Genomic DNA, 17,399 nt, shown 5'->3' on the forward strand with positions numbered 1-17,399 from the left:
TGTGCGGATTCGTTGGGGGCATGGCCTTTGGGCGTAAGGCAGGGGGTTCGGGAGGGCGGATTTTCCGGGGGGCACGGCAAGCATGCGGCGAAATCGGGAAGGTGTTGAAGCCCGGTGCTACGCGTCGAGCTGACGGGGGGCTGTGGGGTCATGCGACGGAGAGGCGTTCGCGGGTGTCGCGGACTCGGGGCCACCAGGGGGCTAGTTCTTCTGCTTTGGCCAGTGCTTCGCGGGCGGAGGCGTTGTCGTGGCGGGCCATGTGGGCTCGGGCGAGGGTGGCGTAGTCGTCGGCTTTGGACAGCGGGGAGGTGTTGTGGTCGGCGCCGATCGCGGCCAGGCGGGTCGCTTCGTCCGGGTCGTCCTCCAGTAGCGCCAGCAAGGCTTTGGTGCCGCTGAGCTGGTAGGCGGGGTAGCCGAGATTGACCGCGTCCTCCAGGGCCTTCCGCGCGATCGGCAGCACGTCCGCGGCGGGCAGTTGTCCCGCTTCGGCTGCGGAGAAACCCAAGCTGGCCAGTCCGGCGAGCGTGTAGGACATGTCGCGCTGGGCGAGGTCGGCGGCCGAGATGTGCCCGACGAGGGTCAGCACGGCTTGGGCGTATTCACCGCGCGCTTCGAGCATCGTGACCTTGCAGTTCATCGTGGCGTTCAGTTCGGGGTGCGCGGCGATGAGCCGGTCCGTCGCGGCTTGCGCCCGGTCCACGTCACCGGCGAGCAGCGCCTCGTGGGCTCGGGCGGCCAGCGGACCCGCGCGGAATTCGCTGCGCTGCGGTTCCCGCATCCGGGGGAGGCCGAACAGCAGCCAGCCCGTCGAGGTGCTCAGCGGGATCCGCCGCGGCCACAGCTTGTAGAGCATCAGCGGTGTCACGGCGAGCAGCACTCCGCGGCCGAACGGGCCTTCGGCGAGCCACCAGCTCGCCGCCACCGCCGCGATGCCCGCCAGCGCGGAGACGAGGCCCGCGAGCCAGCAGCGCAGGATCACGGGACTGCGCCACGGGCCGATTTCGGCGGCCAGTTCGAGCGGCAGCATCCGGATGGTGATGGTGGTGCGGCCGATCCGCCAGGACGCGATGCCGCGCAGCGACCCGAACACGATCTGCCGGATCCGCAATCCGAACATCGCCGCTCCGGCCAGCAAGCCCAACTTGGTGATCATCGGAAGCAGGATCACGCCGGCCAGCGCGCCCAGAGCTCCGAGCCGGAATCCGCCGAGCCCGTCGCCCGCGACGCCTTCGAAGGTGCCGATGGCAGCCAAGCCGACGATCGTCACCACGACCCACGGCCGCAGCCACTGACGCAATTTCCCCATGATCAGGGAACTTACGTGAAAGCCCGTCGCCGCCACGGCACTTTGCGCTCTCGTCGAGAGCGCGATCACGGACGGGCCGGTCGCCGAACGCCCGCGGGATTCGCTGCGCGGCTTGAAAAAACCTGGTCAACGAGGCTGTGCGGCCCCCGCCCCGACGCGCGGAAAGCGAAGTGGCCCACCCGATAGGCTGACCCGCAGCGGTCGGCGGAGCGAGCTCGGGGGACCGGATCCGCCGCCCGGCCATCGGACTTCAGAACAGGACGGGAACTCTGTGGCACCGGTTTCGGCAAGGCGCGGCCAACGGGCCTTCGGCGTGATCTTCGCGCTGCTCACGTGCATCGTGCTGATCGGCGGGTGCTCGCGGGTGATCAGCGGTACCCCATCGGTGGCGGGTGGTCCCGCCACCGACGACGTGGCCGGACTGCCCGTCGGCAACGGCCCCACCGGCGCCCGCACCGGGGTGGCCGACGCGGACCTGCCCGTCGAAGGCACCGACAACGGCGAGGTGGACGGGCTGGCCCGCAACGCCGTCGCCGACATCACGAAGTACTGGAAGGACGAGTTCCCCGAGTCCTTCGACGGCAAGCGGTTCGACGACGTGGAGCGGCTCGTCTCCTACGACTCGACGGCCCCCGGCGGCACCCTCTGCGGTGAGCGGACCCAGGGGCTGTCCAACGCCTTCTACTGCGGCAAGGAGAACCTCCTCGCCTGGGACCGCGCGGACCTGCTGCCGAAGCTGAACAACAGCTTCGGGGAGATCGCCGTGGTCACCGTCCTCGCCCACGAGATGGGCCACGCCGTGGAGCACCGCGCGGGCACCACCGGCACCGACGACCCGACGCTGGTGCTGGAGCAGCAGGCGGACTGCTTCACCGGATCGTTCTTCCGGCACGTCGCCGAAGGCGACTCCGAGCACTTCCAGGTCTCCACCGGAGACGGCCTGAACAAGGTGATGGGCGTGCTCAACTACATCCGCGACACCCCCGGCGACACCGACTTCCAGGGCGCCGACGCGCACGGCAGCGCATTCGACCGCGTGACCGCCTTCCAGTACGGCTTCAGCGAAGGGCCGAAGCGCTGCGCCGCGATGGACGCCGCCGACGTGCAGCAGCGCACCACCCAGTTCCAGTTCTGGAAGAAGGCGCAGGAAACGGACCTGCCGGTGGACGAGAAGAACCTGCGAGCAGTGCGGGACAGCCTGCAGGAGGTCTTCCGCGACACCGGGGCGCTGCCACCGGAGCTCAGCACCGAGCCGCTGGCCTGCGACGGTGTTCGGGGCACCGCCCCGGCCGCCTACTGCCCGGCGAGCAACACGATCTCGTTGAGCATGGACGACCTGCAGCAGATCGCGAACCCGCCCGCGAAGGACGGCCCGGACTCCGGCTACGGGGATTTCGCCGCCTACGCGCAGATCGCCTCCCGCTACGCGCTCTCCGTGCAGCAGGCGGCGGGCCTGCCGTTGACGGGGCAGAACGCTGGGCTGCGCACCGCCTGCATGGTGGGCTCCTGGAGCGGGTTGCTCGTCGAAGACCCCATCGGGCAGCGCAATCCCGTCGGGCAACTGCGGATGGCGCCCGGCGACATCGACGAAGGAGTGGCGGCACTGCTCGGCGACGACAGCCTCATCGCCGCCGACGTCAACGGCGACCAGGTGCCCGCCGGTTTCGCCCGCCTCGACGCGTTCCGCACCGGATTCCAGGACGGCTTCGGCCCTTGCAGCACCAAGTACGGGGCCTGACTTCACGGCAACGCGGATCGCCCCGGAAGGGGCCGGTCAGCCGAACAAGAACGGCGTGTCGACGGAGCGGTCCGGCAGGGCCGGGCGGGTACGGCTCAGCATCCGATCGCGCAGCGCCTCGACGTCCGCGTCGGCCAGGCCCGCCGCACGCAGGTGCGCGGTGAGGTCGCGGTCGCCGATGATCGAGTGGACGATGCTCGCGGTGCTGGTGCCGTGCGCGCTGAGCAGGCGGCGGATCTCCGGCGCGTCGTCGGCCCGGCCCTCGGCGGCGGCCAGGACCCGCAGCGGCTCGTGGCTCAGAGCGTGGTCGGCCGCGATGACCTCGGCGCTCGCGCCCAGCAGGCCGAGCAGCACGAGCACGATCAGCCCGGTGCGGTCGCGGCCGCTGCCGCAGTGCACCAGCACCCCGCCCGGTTCGGCCCGCGCGATCGCCCCGACGACCTCGGCGATCCGCGGTGCGAAGCGGTCCACGAACGACGGGTAGTACAGCGGCGTGCACGACAGCGCACCGCCCCAGCGTTCCTGGAACTCGGTGTCGGAATGGTCGTCCAACGGGAAGCGCAGCGTGGTGAGCCCGGCGGGCCGCAGCGCCCGATCCGCCCCGTCCTCAGCTCCGTCGGTGAGGTCCACGACGGTGCGCACTCCGTGTTCCCACAACGCCGCCCACCCGTCGACGCTCAAGAACACCGGATTCCCGGAGCGGACCACGGCTCCCCAGCGCACGTGCCCGCCACCCACCGGCAGCCCCCCGAGCTCCCGGCCGTTGAGCAACCCGTCCCAAGTCAGTACCCGAGATCCACCCATCCCCGGAAGACGCACGAGCCCGCCCGCAGTTGTACACCGGACGGCGGAATCAACCCCCCCACAACGTCCCGCCCCGCGGCGAGGCCGGTGCTTCGCGGCGCAACCGTGCAGTTGGCGGACGCAGCCCGCGAAGGACGGCAAAGCAGCCCACCTCACGGCCGAAGGCCCTGCTTTGCGGCGTAGCCGTGTTCTGCGGCCGGAGGCCGTGCTTGGCGGCGTAGCCGTGTTCTGCGGCCGGAGGCCGTGCTTGGCGGCGTAGCCGTGCTTGTATGCGCGTCAGCGCATAGCCCACGTCGAGAAGCCGCTCACCGGCGGGTTCTCAGTTGCTTCCTCGCGAGGACAGCTTTTTCCCTCGTGGCGGAGCCACTTGGGAAAAAGATCCCGCAGCGAGGAAGCAACTGAGGTTCCGCTACCCGACACCAGAGCAAAACGACCGGGGGAGAGAGGACTCCGACAGGAGTCACACCTGACCGGCGTAAAACCGGTGGCGCGGTTCTCTATCCTGGAACGAAGTATGGGTACGTCACCTGTGAGCTCCCCGCTGGCCGACCTGCGCGGCCGCCTGCCCGAGCTGATGTTCAACGACCAGCGCAGGCTCCGCCGCCGCATCGAGGGCGCCCGCAAGATCCGGGACGCCGCGAAGCTGGAGTCCGCCACCGGCGAGATCGCCGCCGAGGTGGCGGCCGCCGAGCAGCGCGTCGAGCGGCGTCGCGGCGCGGTCCCGGCCATCGGCTACCCCGAGCAGCTCCCCGTCAGCGCGCGCCGCGAGGACCTGCTGGCGGCGATCCGGGACAACCAGGTGGTGATCGTCGCGGGTGAGACCGGCTCCGGCAAGACCACCCAGATCCCGAAGATGTGCCTGGAGCTGGGTCGTGGTGTGCAGGGCGTCATCGGGCACACCCAGCCGCGCAGGCTCGCGGCCCGCACCGTCGCCGAACGGGTCGCCGAGGAGCTCGGCACCGAACTCGGGGAGGCCGTCGGCTACCAGGTGCGGTTCACCGAGCGGGCCGGTGAGTCGACGCTGGTGAAGTTGATGACCGACGGGATCCTGCTCGCCGAGATCCAGCGGGACCGGCTGCTGCGCCGCTACGACACGCTGATCATCGACGAGGCGCACGAGCGCAGCTTGAACATCGACTTCATCCTCGGCTACCTCAAGCAGCTGCTGCCGCGCCGACCCGACCTCAAAGTGATCATCACGTCGGCGACGATCGACCCGGACCGGTTCTCCCGGCACTTCGGCGACGCCCCCATCGTGGAGGTCTCCGGCCGCACCTTTCCGGTCGAGGTGCGCTACCGGCCGTTGGTGGAGGAATCGCCGGACCCGGATCTGCCCGTCAACGAGCGGGATCAGACGCAGGCCATCTGCGACGCCGTCGACGAGCTCGGCGCGGAGGGCACCGGCGACGTCCTGGTGTTCCTCAGCGGTGAACGGGAGATCCGGGACACCGCGGACGCGTTGAACCAGCAGAAGCTGCGCAACACCGAGGTGCTGCCGTTGTACGCGCGCCTGTCGGCCGCCGAGCAGCACCGCGCGTTCCAGCCGCACACCGGCAGGCGCATCGTGCTGGCCACCAACGTCGCCGAGACCTCGCTGACGGTGCCCGGCATCAAGTACGTCATCGACCCCGGCACCGCGCGCATCTCCCGCTACAGCTTCCGCACGAAGGTGCAGCGGCTGCCGATCGAACCCGTTTCGCAGGCGTCGGCGAACCAGCGCAAGGGCCGCTGCGGGCGAGTGTCCGAAGGCATCTGCATCCGCCTGTACTCGGAGCAGGACTTCGATTCCCGCCCCAAATTCACCGATCCGGAGATCCTGCGCACCAACCTCGCCTCGGTGATCCTGCAGATGACCTCGCTGGGACTGGGCGATGTGGCGTCGTTCCCGTTCCTGGAACCACCGGATCGCCGCCAGATCACCGACGGCGTCAACCTGCTGCACGAGCTCGGCGCGCTGGACGAGACCGGCGAGGACGACGGCCGCAAGCTCACCTCGATCGGCCGCACCCTGGCGCAACTGCCCATCGATCCGCGGCTGGCGCGGATGGTGATCGCCGCCGAACGCAACGGCTGCCTGCATGAAACCCTCGTCATCGCCTCCGGACTGTCCATTCAGGACCCGCGGGAGCGGCCCGCGGAACACCAGCAGGCGGCGGGGGAGAAGCACGCCCGGTTCAGCGACAAGGAATCGGACTTCCTGGCGTTGGTGAACCTGTGGAACCACCTGCGCGAGCAGCAGCGCGAACTGTCCTCGAACCAGTTCCGCAAGCAGTGCAAGGCGGACTTCCTGAACTACCTGCGGGTGCGCGAGTGGCAGGACCTCTACTCGCAGCTGCGGCAGATGGCGAAGTCGCTCGACATGTCGCTCAACGACGAGCCCGCCGATTCCGAGCGGGTGCACCGGTCGCTGCTGGCCGGGCTGCTCTCGCACATCGGGCTCAAGGACACCGACAAGAAGACGGAGAAGGCGGGTCCGCGGCAGCGCGGCGCCACCGAATACCTCGGTGCCCGCAACGCGAAGTTCGCGATCTTCCCCGGCTCCGCGTTGTTCAAGAAGCCGCCGCGGTTCGTGATGTCCGCCGAACTGGTGGAGACCTCCCGGTTGTGGGGCCGGGTCAACGCCCGCATCGAACCCGAATGGGTCGAGGACCTCGCCCAGCACCTGGTGAAGCGCAGCTACAGCGAACCGCACTGGGAGAAGAACCGCGCCGCCGTGATGGCGAGCGAGAAGGTCACCCTGTTCGGCGTGCCGCTGGTCGCCGGGCGCAAGGTCAACTACGGCCGCGTCGAACCGGAACTGTGCCGGGAACTGTTCATCAGGCACGCCCTCGTCGAAGGCGACTGGGACACGAACCACCGGTTCTTCCACGACAACCGCGCGCTGCTCGCCGAAGTGGAGGACCTGGAGGAACGCGCTCGCCGCAGGGACATCCTCGTGGACGACGAAACGCTGTTCGAGTTCTACGACCAGCGGGTCGGTGCCGAAGTCGTCTCCGGCAGGCACTTCGACACCTGGTGGAAGAAGACCCGCCGCGAGCAGCCGGACCTGCTCAACTTCGAGAAGTCCATGCTCATCAACCAGGAGTCGGCGCGGGTCACCGACCACGACTACCCGGACACCTGGCAGCAGGGCGGGCACCGGCTGGAGTTGACCTACCAGTTCGAGCCGGGCTCCGACGCCGACGGCGTCACCGTGCACCTCCCGCTGGCGGTGCTCAACCAGATCGAACCCGCCGGGTTCGACTGGCAGATCCCCGGGCTGCGCGAAGAACTCGTCATCGCGTTGCTGAAGTCGCTGCCGAAGACGTTGCGGCGCAACTTCGTTCCGGTGCCCGACCACGCCCGCGCCGCGCTGTCCCGGATGCCGGTGATGCGCGGCGACCTCGTCGGTGCGCTGAGCGAGCAGCTGCGCGCCATGACCGGGGTGACCGTGCCACCGGACGCGTTCGACGTGGACGCGTTGCCGGAACACCTGAAGATGTCGTTCCGCGTGATCGACGGGGACGGCAAGAAGCTCGCCGAGTCCAAGGATCTCGACGCGCTCAAGCAGCGGCTGCGCCCGAAGCTGCGCGCCGAGATCTCCGCGGCCGCCGACACCGTCGAACGCACCGGGCTGAGCTCGTGGAGCTTCGGTGAGCTGCCGCGCACCTTCGAGAAGGAACGTGGCGGCAACTCGGTCAAGGCCTACCCGTCCCTTGTGGACGAGGGCGACTCGGTCGCGGTCCGCATGTTCGACACCGAAGCCGAACAGCGCCGCGCGTTGTGGCACGGCACCCGGCGGCTGTTGCTGCTGAACCTGCCGTCACCGGTGAAGTCCTTGCAACGAGGCATGAACGCGCGCACCCGCGTCGTACTCGGCACCGGCCCGCACGGCGACATCACGCGCCTGCTCGAGGACTGCGTGACCTGCGCCGTGGACAAGCTCGTCGCAGACGCGGGCGGACCGGTGTGGAGCCAGGACGGATTCGCCGCGCTGAAGGCGAAGGTGCGGGCCGGTCTCGGCCCCGTCACCGCCGATACCGCCGCCAAGGTGGAGAAGGTGCTCAACGCGGCGCAGCAAGCCCGATCGGCACTGGCGGACCGGGAACGCACCATGCCCGCGGACTCGCTGGCCGACGTCAAGGAACAGCTCGAAGGGCTGCTCCACCCCGGATTCGTCGCCGGAACCGGATGGGACCGGCTGCCGGACCTGGAGCGGTACCTGCGCGCCATCGAGCACCGGCTGGACAAGGTGCAGCACCATCCGCAGCGCGACCGGCAGTGGATGGCGCAGATCGACGAGGTGCGGGACCGCTACCTGGATCTGCTCGACGCCGTCCCCGACGGTCGCGCGCCCGGTGCGGAACTGCGCAAGGTCGGCTGGATGATCGAGGAGTTCCGCGTTTCGCTGTTCGCGCAGGCGTTGGGGACCCCGCACGCCGTCTCCGCCAAGCGCATTCACCGGGCTTTGGATAAGGCTGCTCGGTGAAGGCTGCTTGGGGGGTCGGGTGGCGGAACCTCAGTTGGTCTCTCGCTGCGGGATCTTTTTCCCTAGTGGCTCCGCCACGAGGGAAAAAGCTGTCCTCGCGAGAGACCAACTGAGAACCCGCCGGTGGTCGGCTTTTCGACGTGGGCTATGCGCTTCGCGCATACAGGCACGGCTTCGCCGCAAGGCAGGCTTGCTTCGCGGCCCAACTGCACGGCTTCGCCGCAAGGCAGGCCGTTGGCCGTGAGGCAGGCGGGGCTTCCGCTCAGAGGTTCGGACTTCGGGGCGTGAGGGGTGGGGTCAGACTGCTGGGGAGACTGTTAAGCCCAAGGCTCCGGGGCCGGCGTGGGCGCCGATGATCGCGCTGGTTTCGGCGATGACGACGCGGCGGACCTGGGGGAGTTGGGCCTTCAACTGCTCGGCCACCTCGTTGGCGCGCTCGGCGTACTGGAAGTGCTCGATGCCGATGTCGACCTGGCCGTCACCGGCACGGCTCACGGCCTGGCGCACGGCCTTCTTCAACGCGCGATCCGGTCCACGGCCTTTCACCAGCGGCTCCAGGATCCCTTCGCGCAGCACCAGCACGGGCTTGATGGACAGCGCCTGGCCGAGCATCGCCTGAGCGCGGCCCACCCGGCCGCTGCGGCGCAGGTACTCCAAGGTGTCCACGTAGATCATCTGCGTGGTGCTGCGCAGCCGCCGGTCAAGGACGCCGAGCACGCCCTGCGGGCTCGCCCCGGCGGCGGCGGCCTCGGCCGCTGCGATCACCGGGAAGCCGATGCCGAGCCCGCACAGCCGGGAATCCACCACGTACACCGGCAGATTGACCTCGTCGGCCGCGAGGCGGGCCGATTCGCAGGTCTTGGACAGGCCTTCGGAGATGTGCACCGACACGATCGCCTCGGCTCCGGCGGAAGCCGCGTCGTTGTAGTTCCAGAAGAACGCGGGCGGCGGCGGCGGTCCCGTTTCGACGGGAGTTCCCTCGCGCATCGCCTGCGCTAGTTCGGAGTGCGGAACGCGGCGCTCGTCGTTCTCCTGATCGCCGATCTTGAGTTCCAGCTGGATCACGCAGATGTTCAGCTGGTCGGCGACGTCGGGCGGAATCGAGGCGGTGGAGTCCGTCACGATGGCGACGTGGTGTTTCATGTCGTGCAGGCTAGTCACGTGTAAAAGTTTTCAGGTCGTGGCCGGGCTGGTCGTGGGCCAGAATTCCGGCGCGATCGAAGACGGTACCGATGACGTGAGTACCGTCACGGGAAGCCGTGGTTGCGCAGGGGCTACCGGCAAGTAACATCCGGGGTGGCTGGCGTCACTGTGTCACCGACACTGTGTCATGGCAAGGTCGAACTTCCCGGTAGCGATGTGAATGCATCGACCGGAACCCGCGCAACAGCGCGAAACGCAAGCAAAGCCATCGTGAAGTCCGCAGGAGGTCGAAGAGGACCCATGAACATCGTCGTCCTGGTTAAGCAGGTGCCCGATACGTGGTCCGAGCGCAAGCTCAAAGACTCCGACCACACGCTCGACCGCGAGTCGGCGGACGCCGTGCTGGATGAGATCAATGAACGTGCGGTGGAAGAGGCACTGCTGATCAAGGAGGCCCAGGGCGGTGAAGTGACCGTCGTGGCGATGGGTCCGGATCGTGCCACTGACGCCATCCGCAAGGCGCTGTCGATGGGTGCGGACAAGGCGGTGCACCTGTCCGACGAGGCGCTGGCCGGCTCGGACGCGGTCTCGACCGCGAAGGCCCTGGCGAAGGTCGTGGGCACCGTCGAGTCCGTGGACCTGGTGCTGGCGGGCAACGAGGCCACCGACGGCCGCGTGGGCGCGGTTCCGGCGATGCTGGCCGAGCTGCTCGGATGGGCGCAGCTGACGTACGCGCGCAAGGTCACCACCGACGGTTCGACGATCAGCGTCGAGCGCGAGACCGACGCGGGCATCATCAGCCTGGAAGCGAACCTGCCCGCGGTCGTCTCGGTCACCGAGAAGATCAACGAGCCGCGCTACCCGTCGTTCAAGGGCATCATGGCCGCCAAGAAGAAGCCGGTCTCCGTGCTGACGCTGGCCGACGCCGGGATCGACGCTTCCGAGGTCGGCCTGGCCGGCGCCGGTTCGAAGGTCGTCGAGTCCGCGCCGAAGCCGCCGAAGCAGGCCGGTCAGCGCGTCAACGACGAAGGCGACGGCGGCAGCAAGATCGTTGAGTTCTTGGCCGCCGAAAAGCTGGTCTGAGCCCTAGGTTCGCGAGGAGATAAAGACATGTCTGAGGTTTTGGTCCTCGTCGACCACTCCGGCGGCGAGGTCAAGAAGGTCACCCTGGAACTGCTGACCGCGGCACGTCGCCTCGGTGAGCCGTCGGCCGTTGTGGTCGGCGAGCCCGGTGAAGCGGGCAAGCTCACCGACGCGCTGGCGTCGCACGGTGCGGAGAAGGTCTACGCGGCGGAGTCCGCGGAGGCGGCGTCGTACCTGGTCACCCCGGCCGTGGACGTGCTCGCGTCGCTGGTCGCCTCGGCCTCGCCGGCCGCGGTGCTGGTACCGGGCTCGGTCGACGGCAAGGAGATCGCGGGCCGGCTGGCCGTGCGGCTCGGTTCGGGTCTGCTGTCCGAGGTCGTCGACATCGACGCCGACGGGATCGGCTCGCACTCGCTGTTCGGCGGTACCTACAACGCGAAGGCGCAGGTCACCACCGGTACGCCGATCGTGACCGTGCTGCCCGGCAGCATCGAGGCCGAGCAGACCTCCGGTGCCGGTGCGCAGGAGGCCGTCGAGGTGCCCGCGGTCGACGCGGCGAAGAACGCGAAGATCACCGGCGTGCAGCCGGTCGAGGCCGGGGACCGCCCCGAGCTCACCGAGGCGTCCGTGGTCGTCTCCGGTGGCCGCGGTGTCGGTTCGGCCGAGTCGTTCGACGTGGTGGAGAAGCTGGCCGACTCGCTCGGCGCGGCCGTCGGCGCCTCGCGTGCCGCGGTGGACTCCGGCTACTACCCGCACCAGTTCCAGGTCGGGCAGACCGGTAAGACCGTCTCGCCGCAGCTCTACATCGCCCTCGGGATCTCCGGCGCGATCCAGCACCGCGCGGGCATGCAGACCTCGAAGACGATCGTCGCGGTCAACAAGGACGCCGAGGCGCCGATCTTCGAGATCGCCGACTACGGCGTCGTGGGCGACCTGTTCAAGGTCACCCCGCAGCTGACCGAAGAGGTCGGCAAGCGCAAGGGCTGAGCCCTCGAACACGACGAAGCGGGCCGCACCCATCGGGTGCGGCCCGCTTTTCGTACCGGCGCGGATTTCGTCGTTGCTCATTGGTGCGCGGTCATTCGCGAGCACGTTGTTGATCAATGCGAAATGTCCGGATCATTCCGGGTTCCGGTCGCCGATGAAGAGATCGCGGTGAAAGGTTCCGGCGAATCAGGCCGGAGAACCGTCCCTCAAGATCGGGATTCGTCGCGGCCTTTGCAGGCGAGCTTGTCGGCGCGCTCGTTCTCCGGGTGGCCGCTGTGTCCCTTGACCCAGTTCCACTCCACTTTGCCGTGCCGCTGCTTTTCCGCGTCGAGGCGCTGCCACAGCTCCGCGTTCTTCACCGGCTGCTTCGCGGACGTCTTCCAGCCGTTGCGCTTCCAGCCCTTCATCCACTCCGAGATGCCCTTCAGCACGTACGTGCTGTCGCTGAAGACCCGCACGTGCGGCATCGGCCGGTTCAGCGCCGCCAAGCCCTCGATGACGGCGGTGAGCTCCATCTTGTTGTTCGTCGTGGCGCGTTCACCGCCGTAGAGCTCGCGTTCGTGGTCGCCGTAGCGCAACACCACGCCCCATCCGCCGGGGCCGGGGTTGCCGCTGCACGCGCCGTCGGTGAACAGCTCCACGCGTTTCTGATCGGGCTCGTCGGCCCCTGCTGGCTGTGGCATCCGGGCAACGTAGCGCGCTTCTCCGGCAGGCCGGGAAGCAGGCGCGCCGCGTCGGCGATGAGTTCCGCGGCTCGGGAACTTCCGGGACGCGTCGCCCGTTGGACCGGTGGAACCGCGATGCGTCGCAGGGCGAAGCGGCGAGAATTTCGGGACGAACCGAACGAAACGGCCCGATTCGCGGGGGCCGGTACCGGCGAAATCGATCAGGTACCGGGCATTCACCGAAAGTTCCTGCTGCGTGTCATCAGCCTGTCTACTGCGCTTTCAGCGCGCGGGGATACACCTGCACGCATGTCCGAGTCGCAGCTGCTAGCCAGCACCGCGCCAGCAGGATCCTCCTCGTCCGAGGGCGCCCACTACTCCCTGCTCGTGGCCAGGGACACCGATGAAGTGCGGGCCGCGCAGCGCCTGCGCTACCAGGTGTTCGCCGAGGAGATGGGCGCCACCGTGCACGGTGACCTGCCGGGGGTGGAGACCGATCCGTTCGACGACTTCTGTGATCACCTGATCGTGCGCGACGACCGCTCCGGCGAGGTCGTCGGCACCTACCGCATGCTCCCCCCGGAACGCGCGCACGCCGCCGGGAAGTTGTACTCCGAAAGCGAATTCGACCTCGGTGCGCTCAGTTCGGTGCGGCCTGCGCTGGTGGAGACCGGGCGCTCCTGCGTGCACCGGGACCACCGCAGCGGTGGCGTCGTGAGCCTGGTGTGGGCGGGCATCGCCCGCTACATGCTGCTCTACGGCCACACCTGGCTCGCCGGGTGCGCCTCGGTGCCGCTGCACGACGGCGGCCCGCTCGCGGCGAAGGTCTGGGACACCGTCTCGGCGAAGCACCTGGCGCCCGAGGAGTTCCGGGTCCGGCCCTACCAGCCGTGGAACCCGGACGGCGTCGCGCGGACCCACCGCGGTCCGCTGCCCGCGCTGCTGAAGGGCTACCTGCGTCTCGGGGCGTGGGTGTGCGGGCCGCCCGCGCACGACCCGGACTTCGGGGTGGCCGACTTCTTCGTGCTGCTCAACTTCACCGAGATCGACCAGCGCTACCTGCGGTTCTTCCTGGGCTCGGCGGCATGATCCACGCGTGGTCCCCGGTTTCGCCGTGCGGGCCGGGTTGTCTGCCGAGAGCGGGCAGCGTGCGTCGCGCGGGCACGCACCGGGTGGTGCTGCGGTTGACGAGGGCGGCCGGGCAGATGCTGCTGGGCGTCGGGCTCGCCGTGGTGTACGCGCTGGTGCGCGGGCCGGTGCGCACCGCGTTGGTGAAGGCGTGGTTCCGCGGGCTGCTGCGCGCGTTCGGCGTGCGGCTCGTCGTGCGCGGCGAACGGCCGGAGGCCGATGGGCTGGTCGTCACCAATCACGTGTCCTGGCTGGACGTGGTGGCGCTGATGGCGGTGAACCCGATGCGGCTGCTGGCGAAGACCGAACTGCGGTCCTGGCCGGTCGTCGGGCCGCTCGCCGCCCGCGTCGGAACGCTCTACATCGACCGGGAGCGCCTTTCGGCGTTGCCGGATGCGGTGCGCACGGTCGCCGACGCGCTGCGGGACGGGTCGGTCGTCGGGGCCTTCCCGGAAGGCACCACCTGGTGCGGGCTCGCCTCCGGCACGTATCGGCCGGCGGTGTTCCAGGCCGCGGTGGACGCCGGCGTGCAGGTGCGGCCGGTGGCGTTGCGGTTCACCACCGCATCCGGGGCGCCCACCACGATCGCGGCGTTCGTCGGTGCGGCCACGCTGCTGGAATCCGTGCTCGCCGTCGCCCGCGTCCGGGGCCTCGTGGTGGAACTGTCGGTGCTGCCCGCGATCGACGCGGCGGCGATCGGCGACCGGCGGGAGCTGGCGCGTCGCGCGGAGCGGGCCGTCGCGGCGATCACGGAACCCGACGGCCCTGAGGTCCCGCACCTCACCGAAGCCGGACACGCCCTCGCGGCCTGACAGGTGAATGTCCCCTTCCTTCGAAGGGGCCATTCACCTGGTGCGGCCGGTGAGGTGCAAGGCCCCGTTGACCGGTGGGATCGGTCAACGGAGGCATTCACTCCAGGTGGCGTTACTCCGGCGGAGCCGGCCAGGTGTTCAGGGCGCGGTCCGCGGCTGCTCGGGCCTCCGTTTCCGGAGTGCCGACGACCGCTGCGCTGATCGCGGAAACTCCTGGCCTCCACCAGGGGCCAGGTTGCAGGCTCGTCGGGTGACGGTCGATGACGGAACCAGTGGAACTCCATCCGCAACCACCGAGAGCGCGCTGTGGGGGCCGCGGCGCCGCAACTTCACCGCCGGGCTGATCCTGGTCATCACGCTCGCCGCGTTCGAGGCGATGGGCATCGGGACGGCGCTGCCGACGATCGTGCGGGAATGGCACGCCGAGCAGTGGTACTCGTGGCCGTTCACGATCTTCATGGCGGCCAGCGCGATCGGCACCGTGGTAGCGGGCCGCTTCTCGGACCGCAGCGGTCCGGCGGTGCCGCTGCTGGTGGCGATGCCGACGTTCGCCGCCGGTCTGGTGCTCGCCGGAATCGCCCCGGACATGTTCGTGCTGTTGGTGGCCCGCGCGTTGCAGGGGCTGGGCGCGGGGGCGCAGATCGTCGCGCTGTACGTGCTGATCGCCCGCGTGTACCCGGAGCGGGATCGTCCGGCGGCGTTCGGTGCGCTGTCGGCGGCGTGGGTGGTGCCCGCGCTGGTCGGGCCGGTGGTGGCCGGGGCGTTGACCGAACACGTCGGCTGGCGCTGGGTCTTCCTCGGGCTGGCGCCGCTGATGCTGGTCGGCGCGCTGCTGCTGGTGCCGACGGTGCGGCGGATCGGCTCCGCGGGGGAGACGGCGGCGCCGGGTTCCGCGCGGCTGCCGCTGGCCGCGGTGGGGGCGGCGGCCGGGACGGTCGGGCTGAACTGGGCCGCGCAGCGGATCTCCGGTTCGGGCGAGATCCCGCTGCCGGTGGCGGCGGTCGGGATCGCGGCGGTGCTCGTGCTCGTCCCGTCGCTGCGGGTGTTGTTGCCGCGCGGCACCGGCACCGGGCGGCCCGGCATACCGGTGATGGTGCTCGCGCGCGGGCTGCTGGCCGGGGTGTTCTTCGCCGCGCAGGCCTTCGTGCCGTTGATCCTCTCGGTGGTGCACGGGTATTCGCCGACGGCGGCGGGGATTCCACTCACCGTCGGCTCCCTCGGCTGGAGCGTGGGGGCGTTGTGGCAGAGCAGGCGACCGGACGTGCGCCGCGAGCACATCGTCGCCGCCGGGCTGGCGCTGGTCGCCGTCGCGGTCGTCGGACTCGTGCTGATCGCACCCGAGTGGGGGCCTGCGTGGGCGGTGTACCTGCTGTGGTCGATCGGCGGCATCGGGATGGGCATCGGAGTGGCGAGCACCTCGGTGCGGGTGCTGTCGCTGTCGGCGGCGGACCGGCGCGGCTTCCACTCCTCCGCGCTGCAGATCTCCGACATGCTCGGCCAAGCGCTGCTGGTGGGCCTGGGCGGCGTGCTCGTCGCAGCACTGGCGAGCCCGAATGAGCCGACGGGCGGCGTGGTGGCGCTGAACCTGGCCCTGGGCTGCATGGCGTTGCTCGGCGCGGCCCGGGTGTTCCGCAGCGCGCACACCGAACCGGCACCCGAAGCCCCGAACCCCACCGAACGAAACACCGAGCACCCGTAACCCCCCACAACCCTCCAGACGCCCACCCGCGAACCACGCAGTGCCAGCGGCGCACCCGTGCCTCGCGGCGAAGCCGTGTCTTGCGGCGAAGCCGTGCTCTGCGGCCGGAGGCCGTGCTTGGCGGCGTAGCCGTACTTGGATGCGCGAAGCGCATAGCCCACGTCCGAGAAGCCGGTCACCGGCGGGTTCTCAGTTGGTCTCTCGCGAGGACGGCCTTTTCCCTCGTGGCGGAGCCACTCGGGAAAAGGATCCCGCAGCGAGAGACCAACTGAGGTTCCGCCGACCCGCCACGCAACTCATTGCCGATAAGCCCCTGCATTACCCTGGTAGAGCGATGACTTATCTCGACCATGCCGCCACTACGCCCATGCGGGCGGAAGCGGTCACGGCGATGAGCGAGGCGTTGGCCCGGCTGGGCAACGCCTCATCCCTGCACACCTCGGGCCGCCGCGCGCGCCGCGCCGTCGAGGAATCCCGCGAGAGCATCGCCACCGCCCTCGGCGCCCGCCCCTCCGAGGTGCTGTTCACCGGCGGCGGCACCGAAAGCGACAACCTCGCGGTCAAGGGCATCTTCTGGGCACGCCGGGGCAAAGAACCCGAGCGCAGGAGGGTGCTGGCCTCGGCGGTCGAACACCACGCGGTGCTGGACACCGTGGAGTGGCTCGCCGCCCACGAGGGCGCCGACGTCACCTGGCTGCCCGTCGACGAGCACGGCCGGGTCCGCCCGGAAGTCCTGGAGGACGCGCTGCGCGCGAACCCCGACGACGTCGCGCTCGCCACTGTGATGTGGGCGAACAACGAGGTCGGCACGGTCAACCCGATCCCGGAGCTCGCCGCCGTGGCCGACCGCTACGGGGTGCCGTTGCACACCGACGCGGTGCAGGCGGTGGAGACCGTGCCGGTGGACTTCGCCGCTTCCGGAGCCGCCGCGCTGACCATGACCGGGCACAAGGTCGGCGGCCCCTACGGTGCCGGTGTGCTGCTGCTGGCGCGCGACGTCGAGTGCACCCCGGTGCTGCACGGCGGTGGCCAGGAGCGCGAGGTGCGTTCCGGCACGCTCGACGTGCCCGGTGTGCTCGGGCTGGCCAGCGCGACCCGCGAGGCGGTCGAGCAGCGGGCCGAGCACGTGCCCGAGCTGGCGGCGCTGCGCGACGAACTCATCAACGGGGTCCGCGCGGCGGTGCCCGACGTGATCCTCAACGGCGATCCGATGCTGGAGATCACCGGCGATTCCCCGGCGCGGCTGCCCGGCAACGCCCATTTCACCTTCCCCGGCTGCGAAGGCGACAGCCTGCTGATGCTGCTCGACGCGCACGGCATCGAATGCTCCACCGGCTCCGCCTGCACCGCGGGCGTCGCCGAACCCAGCCACGTGCTGCTGGCGATGGGGCCGAGCCGCAAGCGGCGCGCAGCTCCCTGCGATTCTCCTTGGGACACAACTCCACCGGCGCCGACGTGCGGGCGCTGACCGAGGCCATCGGGCCGGTGGTGGAACGAGCGCGCAACGCCGGGCTGACCGGGTTGCGCAGGGCGGCGGCCGCTTCGACCGCCACGACGGAGGTGTGA

General features: G+C 69.9%; 11 protein-coding genes and 1 pseudogene. 8 read left to right on the plus strand and 4 right to left on the minus strand.

The annotated features are described in order from the left end of the window. Positions 1 to 148: 148 nt before the first annotated feature. Positions 149 to 1,306, minus strand: coding sequence for a tetratricopeptide repeat protein (locus tag H2Q94_RS05060; RefSeq protein ID WP_243792535.1), 1,158 nt, complete (start codon positions 1,304 to 1,306; stop codon positions 149 to 151). 313 nt (positions 1,307 to 1,619) lie between these two features. Between H2Q94_RS05060 and H2Q94_RS05065 the strand changes: the two genes are divergently transcribed. Beyond that, on the plus strand, positions 1,620 to 3,044 hold the full coding sequence (locus H2Q94_RS05065; RefSeq protein ID WP_243792537.1) for a neutral zinc metallopeptidase: 1,425 nt from the start codon (positions 1,620 to 1,622) through the stop codon (positions 3,042 to 3,044). A gap of 36 nt (positions 3,045 to 3,080) precedes the next feature. On the opposite strand, the gene H2Q94_RS05070 is transcribed toward H2Q94_RS05065, so the two are convergent. After that, a complete protein-coding gene (locus H2Q94_RS05070; protein ID WP_243792539.1) occupies positions 3,081 to 3,848 on the minus strand; it encodes a tyrosine-protein phosphatase in 768 nt (255 codons plus the stop codon). 514 nt (positions 3,849 to 4,362) lie between these two features. Here H2Q94_RS05070 and hrpA point away from each other — a divergent pair. Further along, positions 4,363 to 8,316: an ATP-dependent RNA helicase HrpA gene (gene hrpA, locus H2Q94_RS05075; protein ID WP_243792542.1), complete on the plus strand. Its 3,954-nt coding sequence runs from the start codon at positions 4,363 to 4,365 to the stop codon at positions 8,314 to 8,316. Between the two features lie 297 nt (positions 8,317 to 8,613). Here the strand turns inward: hrpA and H2Q94_RS05080 are convergent, their stop codons facing one another. Further along, entirely contained in the window at positions 8,614 to 9,459 is an 846-nt protein-coding gene (locus H2Q94_RS05080) for a DegV family protein (RefSeq protein WP_243792544.1), read from the minus strand. 300 nt (positions 9,460 to 9,759) lie between these two features. Here H2Q94_RS05080 and H2Q94_RS05085 point away from each other — a divergent pair, with 300 nt between their 5' ends. Both H2Q94_RS05085 and H2Q94_RS05090 read left to right on the plus strand, forming a co-directional pair. Further along, positions 9,760 to 10,542, plus strand: coding sequence for an electron transfer flavoprotein subunit beta/FixA family protein (locus tag H2Q94_RS05085; RefSeq protein ID WP_243792546.1), 783 nt, complete (start codon positions 9,760 to 9,762; stop codon positions 10,540 to 10,542). Positions 10,543 to 10,569: 27 nt separating this feature from the next. Continuing rightward, positions 10,570 to 11,529 carry an electron transfer flavoprotein subunit alpha/FixB family protein gene (locus tag H2Q94_RS05090; protein ID WP_243792548.1) on the plus strand — a complete coding sequence of 320 codons (960 nt, stop codon included), beginning with the start codon at positions 10,570 to 10,572 and terminating at the stop codon, positions 11,527 to 11,529. 206 nt (positions 11,530 to 11,735) lie between these two features. On the opposite strand, the gene rnhA is transcribed toward H2Q94_RS05090, so the two are convergent. Then, entirely contained in the window at positions 11,736 to 12,212 is a 477-nt protein-coding gene (rnhA, locus tag H2Q94_RS05095) for a ribonuclease HI (protein WP_243792550.1), read from the minus strand. A gap of 291 nt (positions 12,213 to 12,503) precedes the next feature. Here rnhA and H2Q94_RS05100 point away from each other — a divergent pair, with 291 nt between their 5' ends. The 4 genes and pseudogenes from H2Q94_RS05100 (at position 12,504) to H2Q94_RS05115 (ending at position 17,399) form a co-directional block, all read left to right on the plus strand. Then, a complete protein-coding gene (locus tag H2Q94_RS05100) occupies positions 12,504 to 13,283 on the plus strand; it encodes a GNAT family N-acetyltransferase (RefSeq protein ID WP_243792553.1) in 780 nt (259 codons plus the stop codon). 59 nt (positions 13,284 to 13,342) lie between these two features. Further along, complete coding sequence (locus H2Q94_RS05105; protein WP_243792555.1) at positions 13,343 to 14,134, plus strand: lysophospholipid acyltransferase family protein; 792 nt, start codon at positions 13,343 to 13,345, stop codon at positions 14,132 to 14,134. Positions 14,135 to 14,384: 250 nt separating this feature from the next. Continuing rightward, a complete protein-coding gene (locus tag H2Q94_RS05110; RefSeq protein WP_243792558.1) occupies positions 14,385 to 15,833 on the plus strand; it encodes an MFS transporter in 1,449 nt (482 codons plus the stop codon). 334 nt (positions 15,834 to 16,167) lie between these two features. Continuing rightward, positions 16,168 to 17,399, plus strand: a pseudogene (locus H2Q94_RS05115) (cysteine desulfurase family protein).

Origin of the sequence: Saccharopolyspora gloriosae (genome assembly GCF_022828475.1) — a bacterium.
GTDB lineage: Bacteria > Actinomycetota > Actinomycetes > Mycobacteriales > Pseudonocardiaceae > Saccharopolyspora_C > Saccharopolyspora_C gloriosae_A.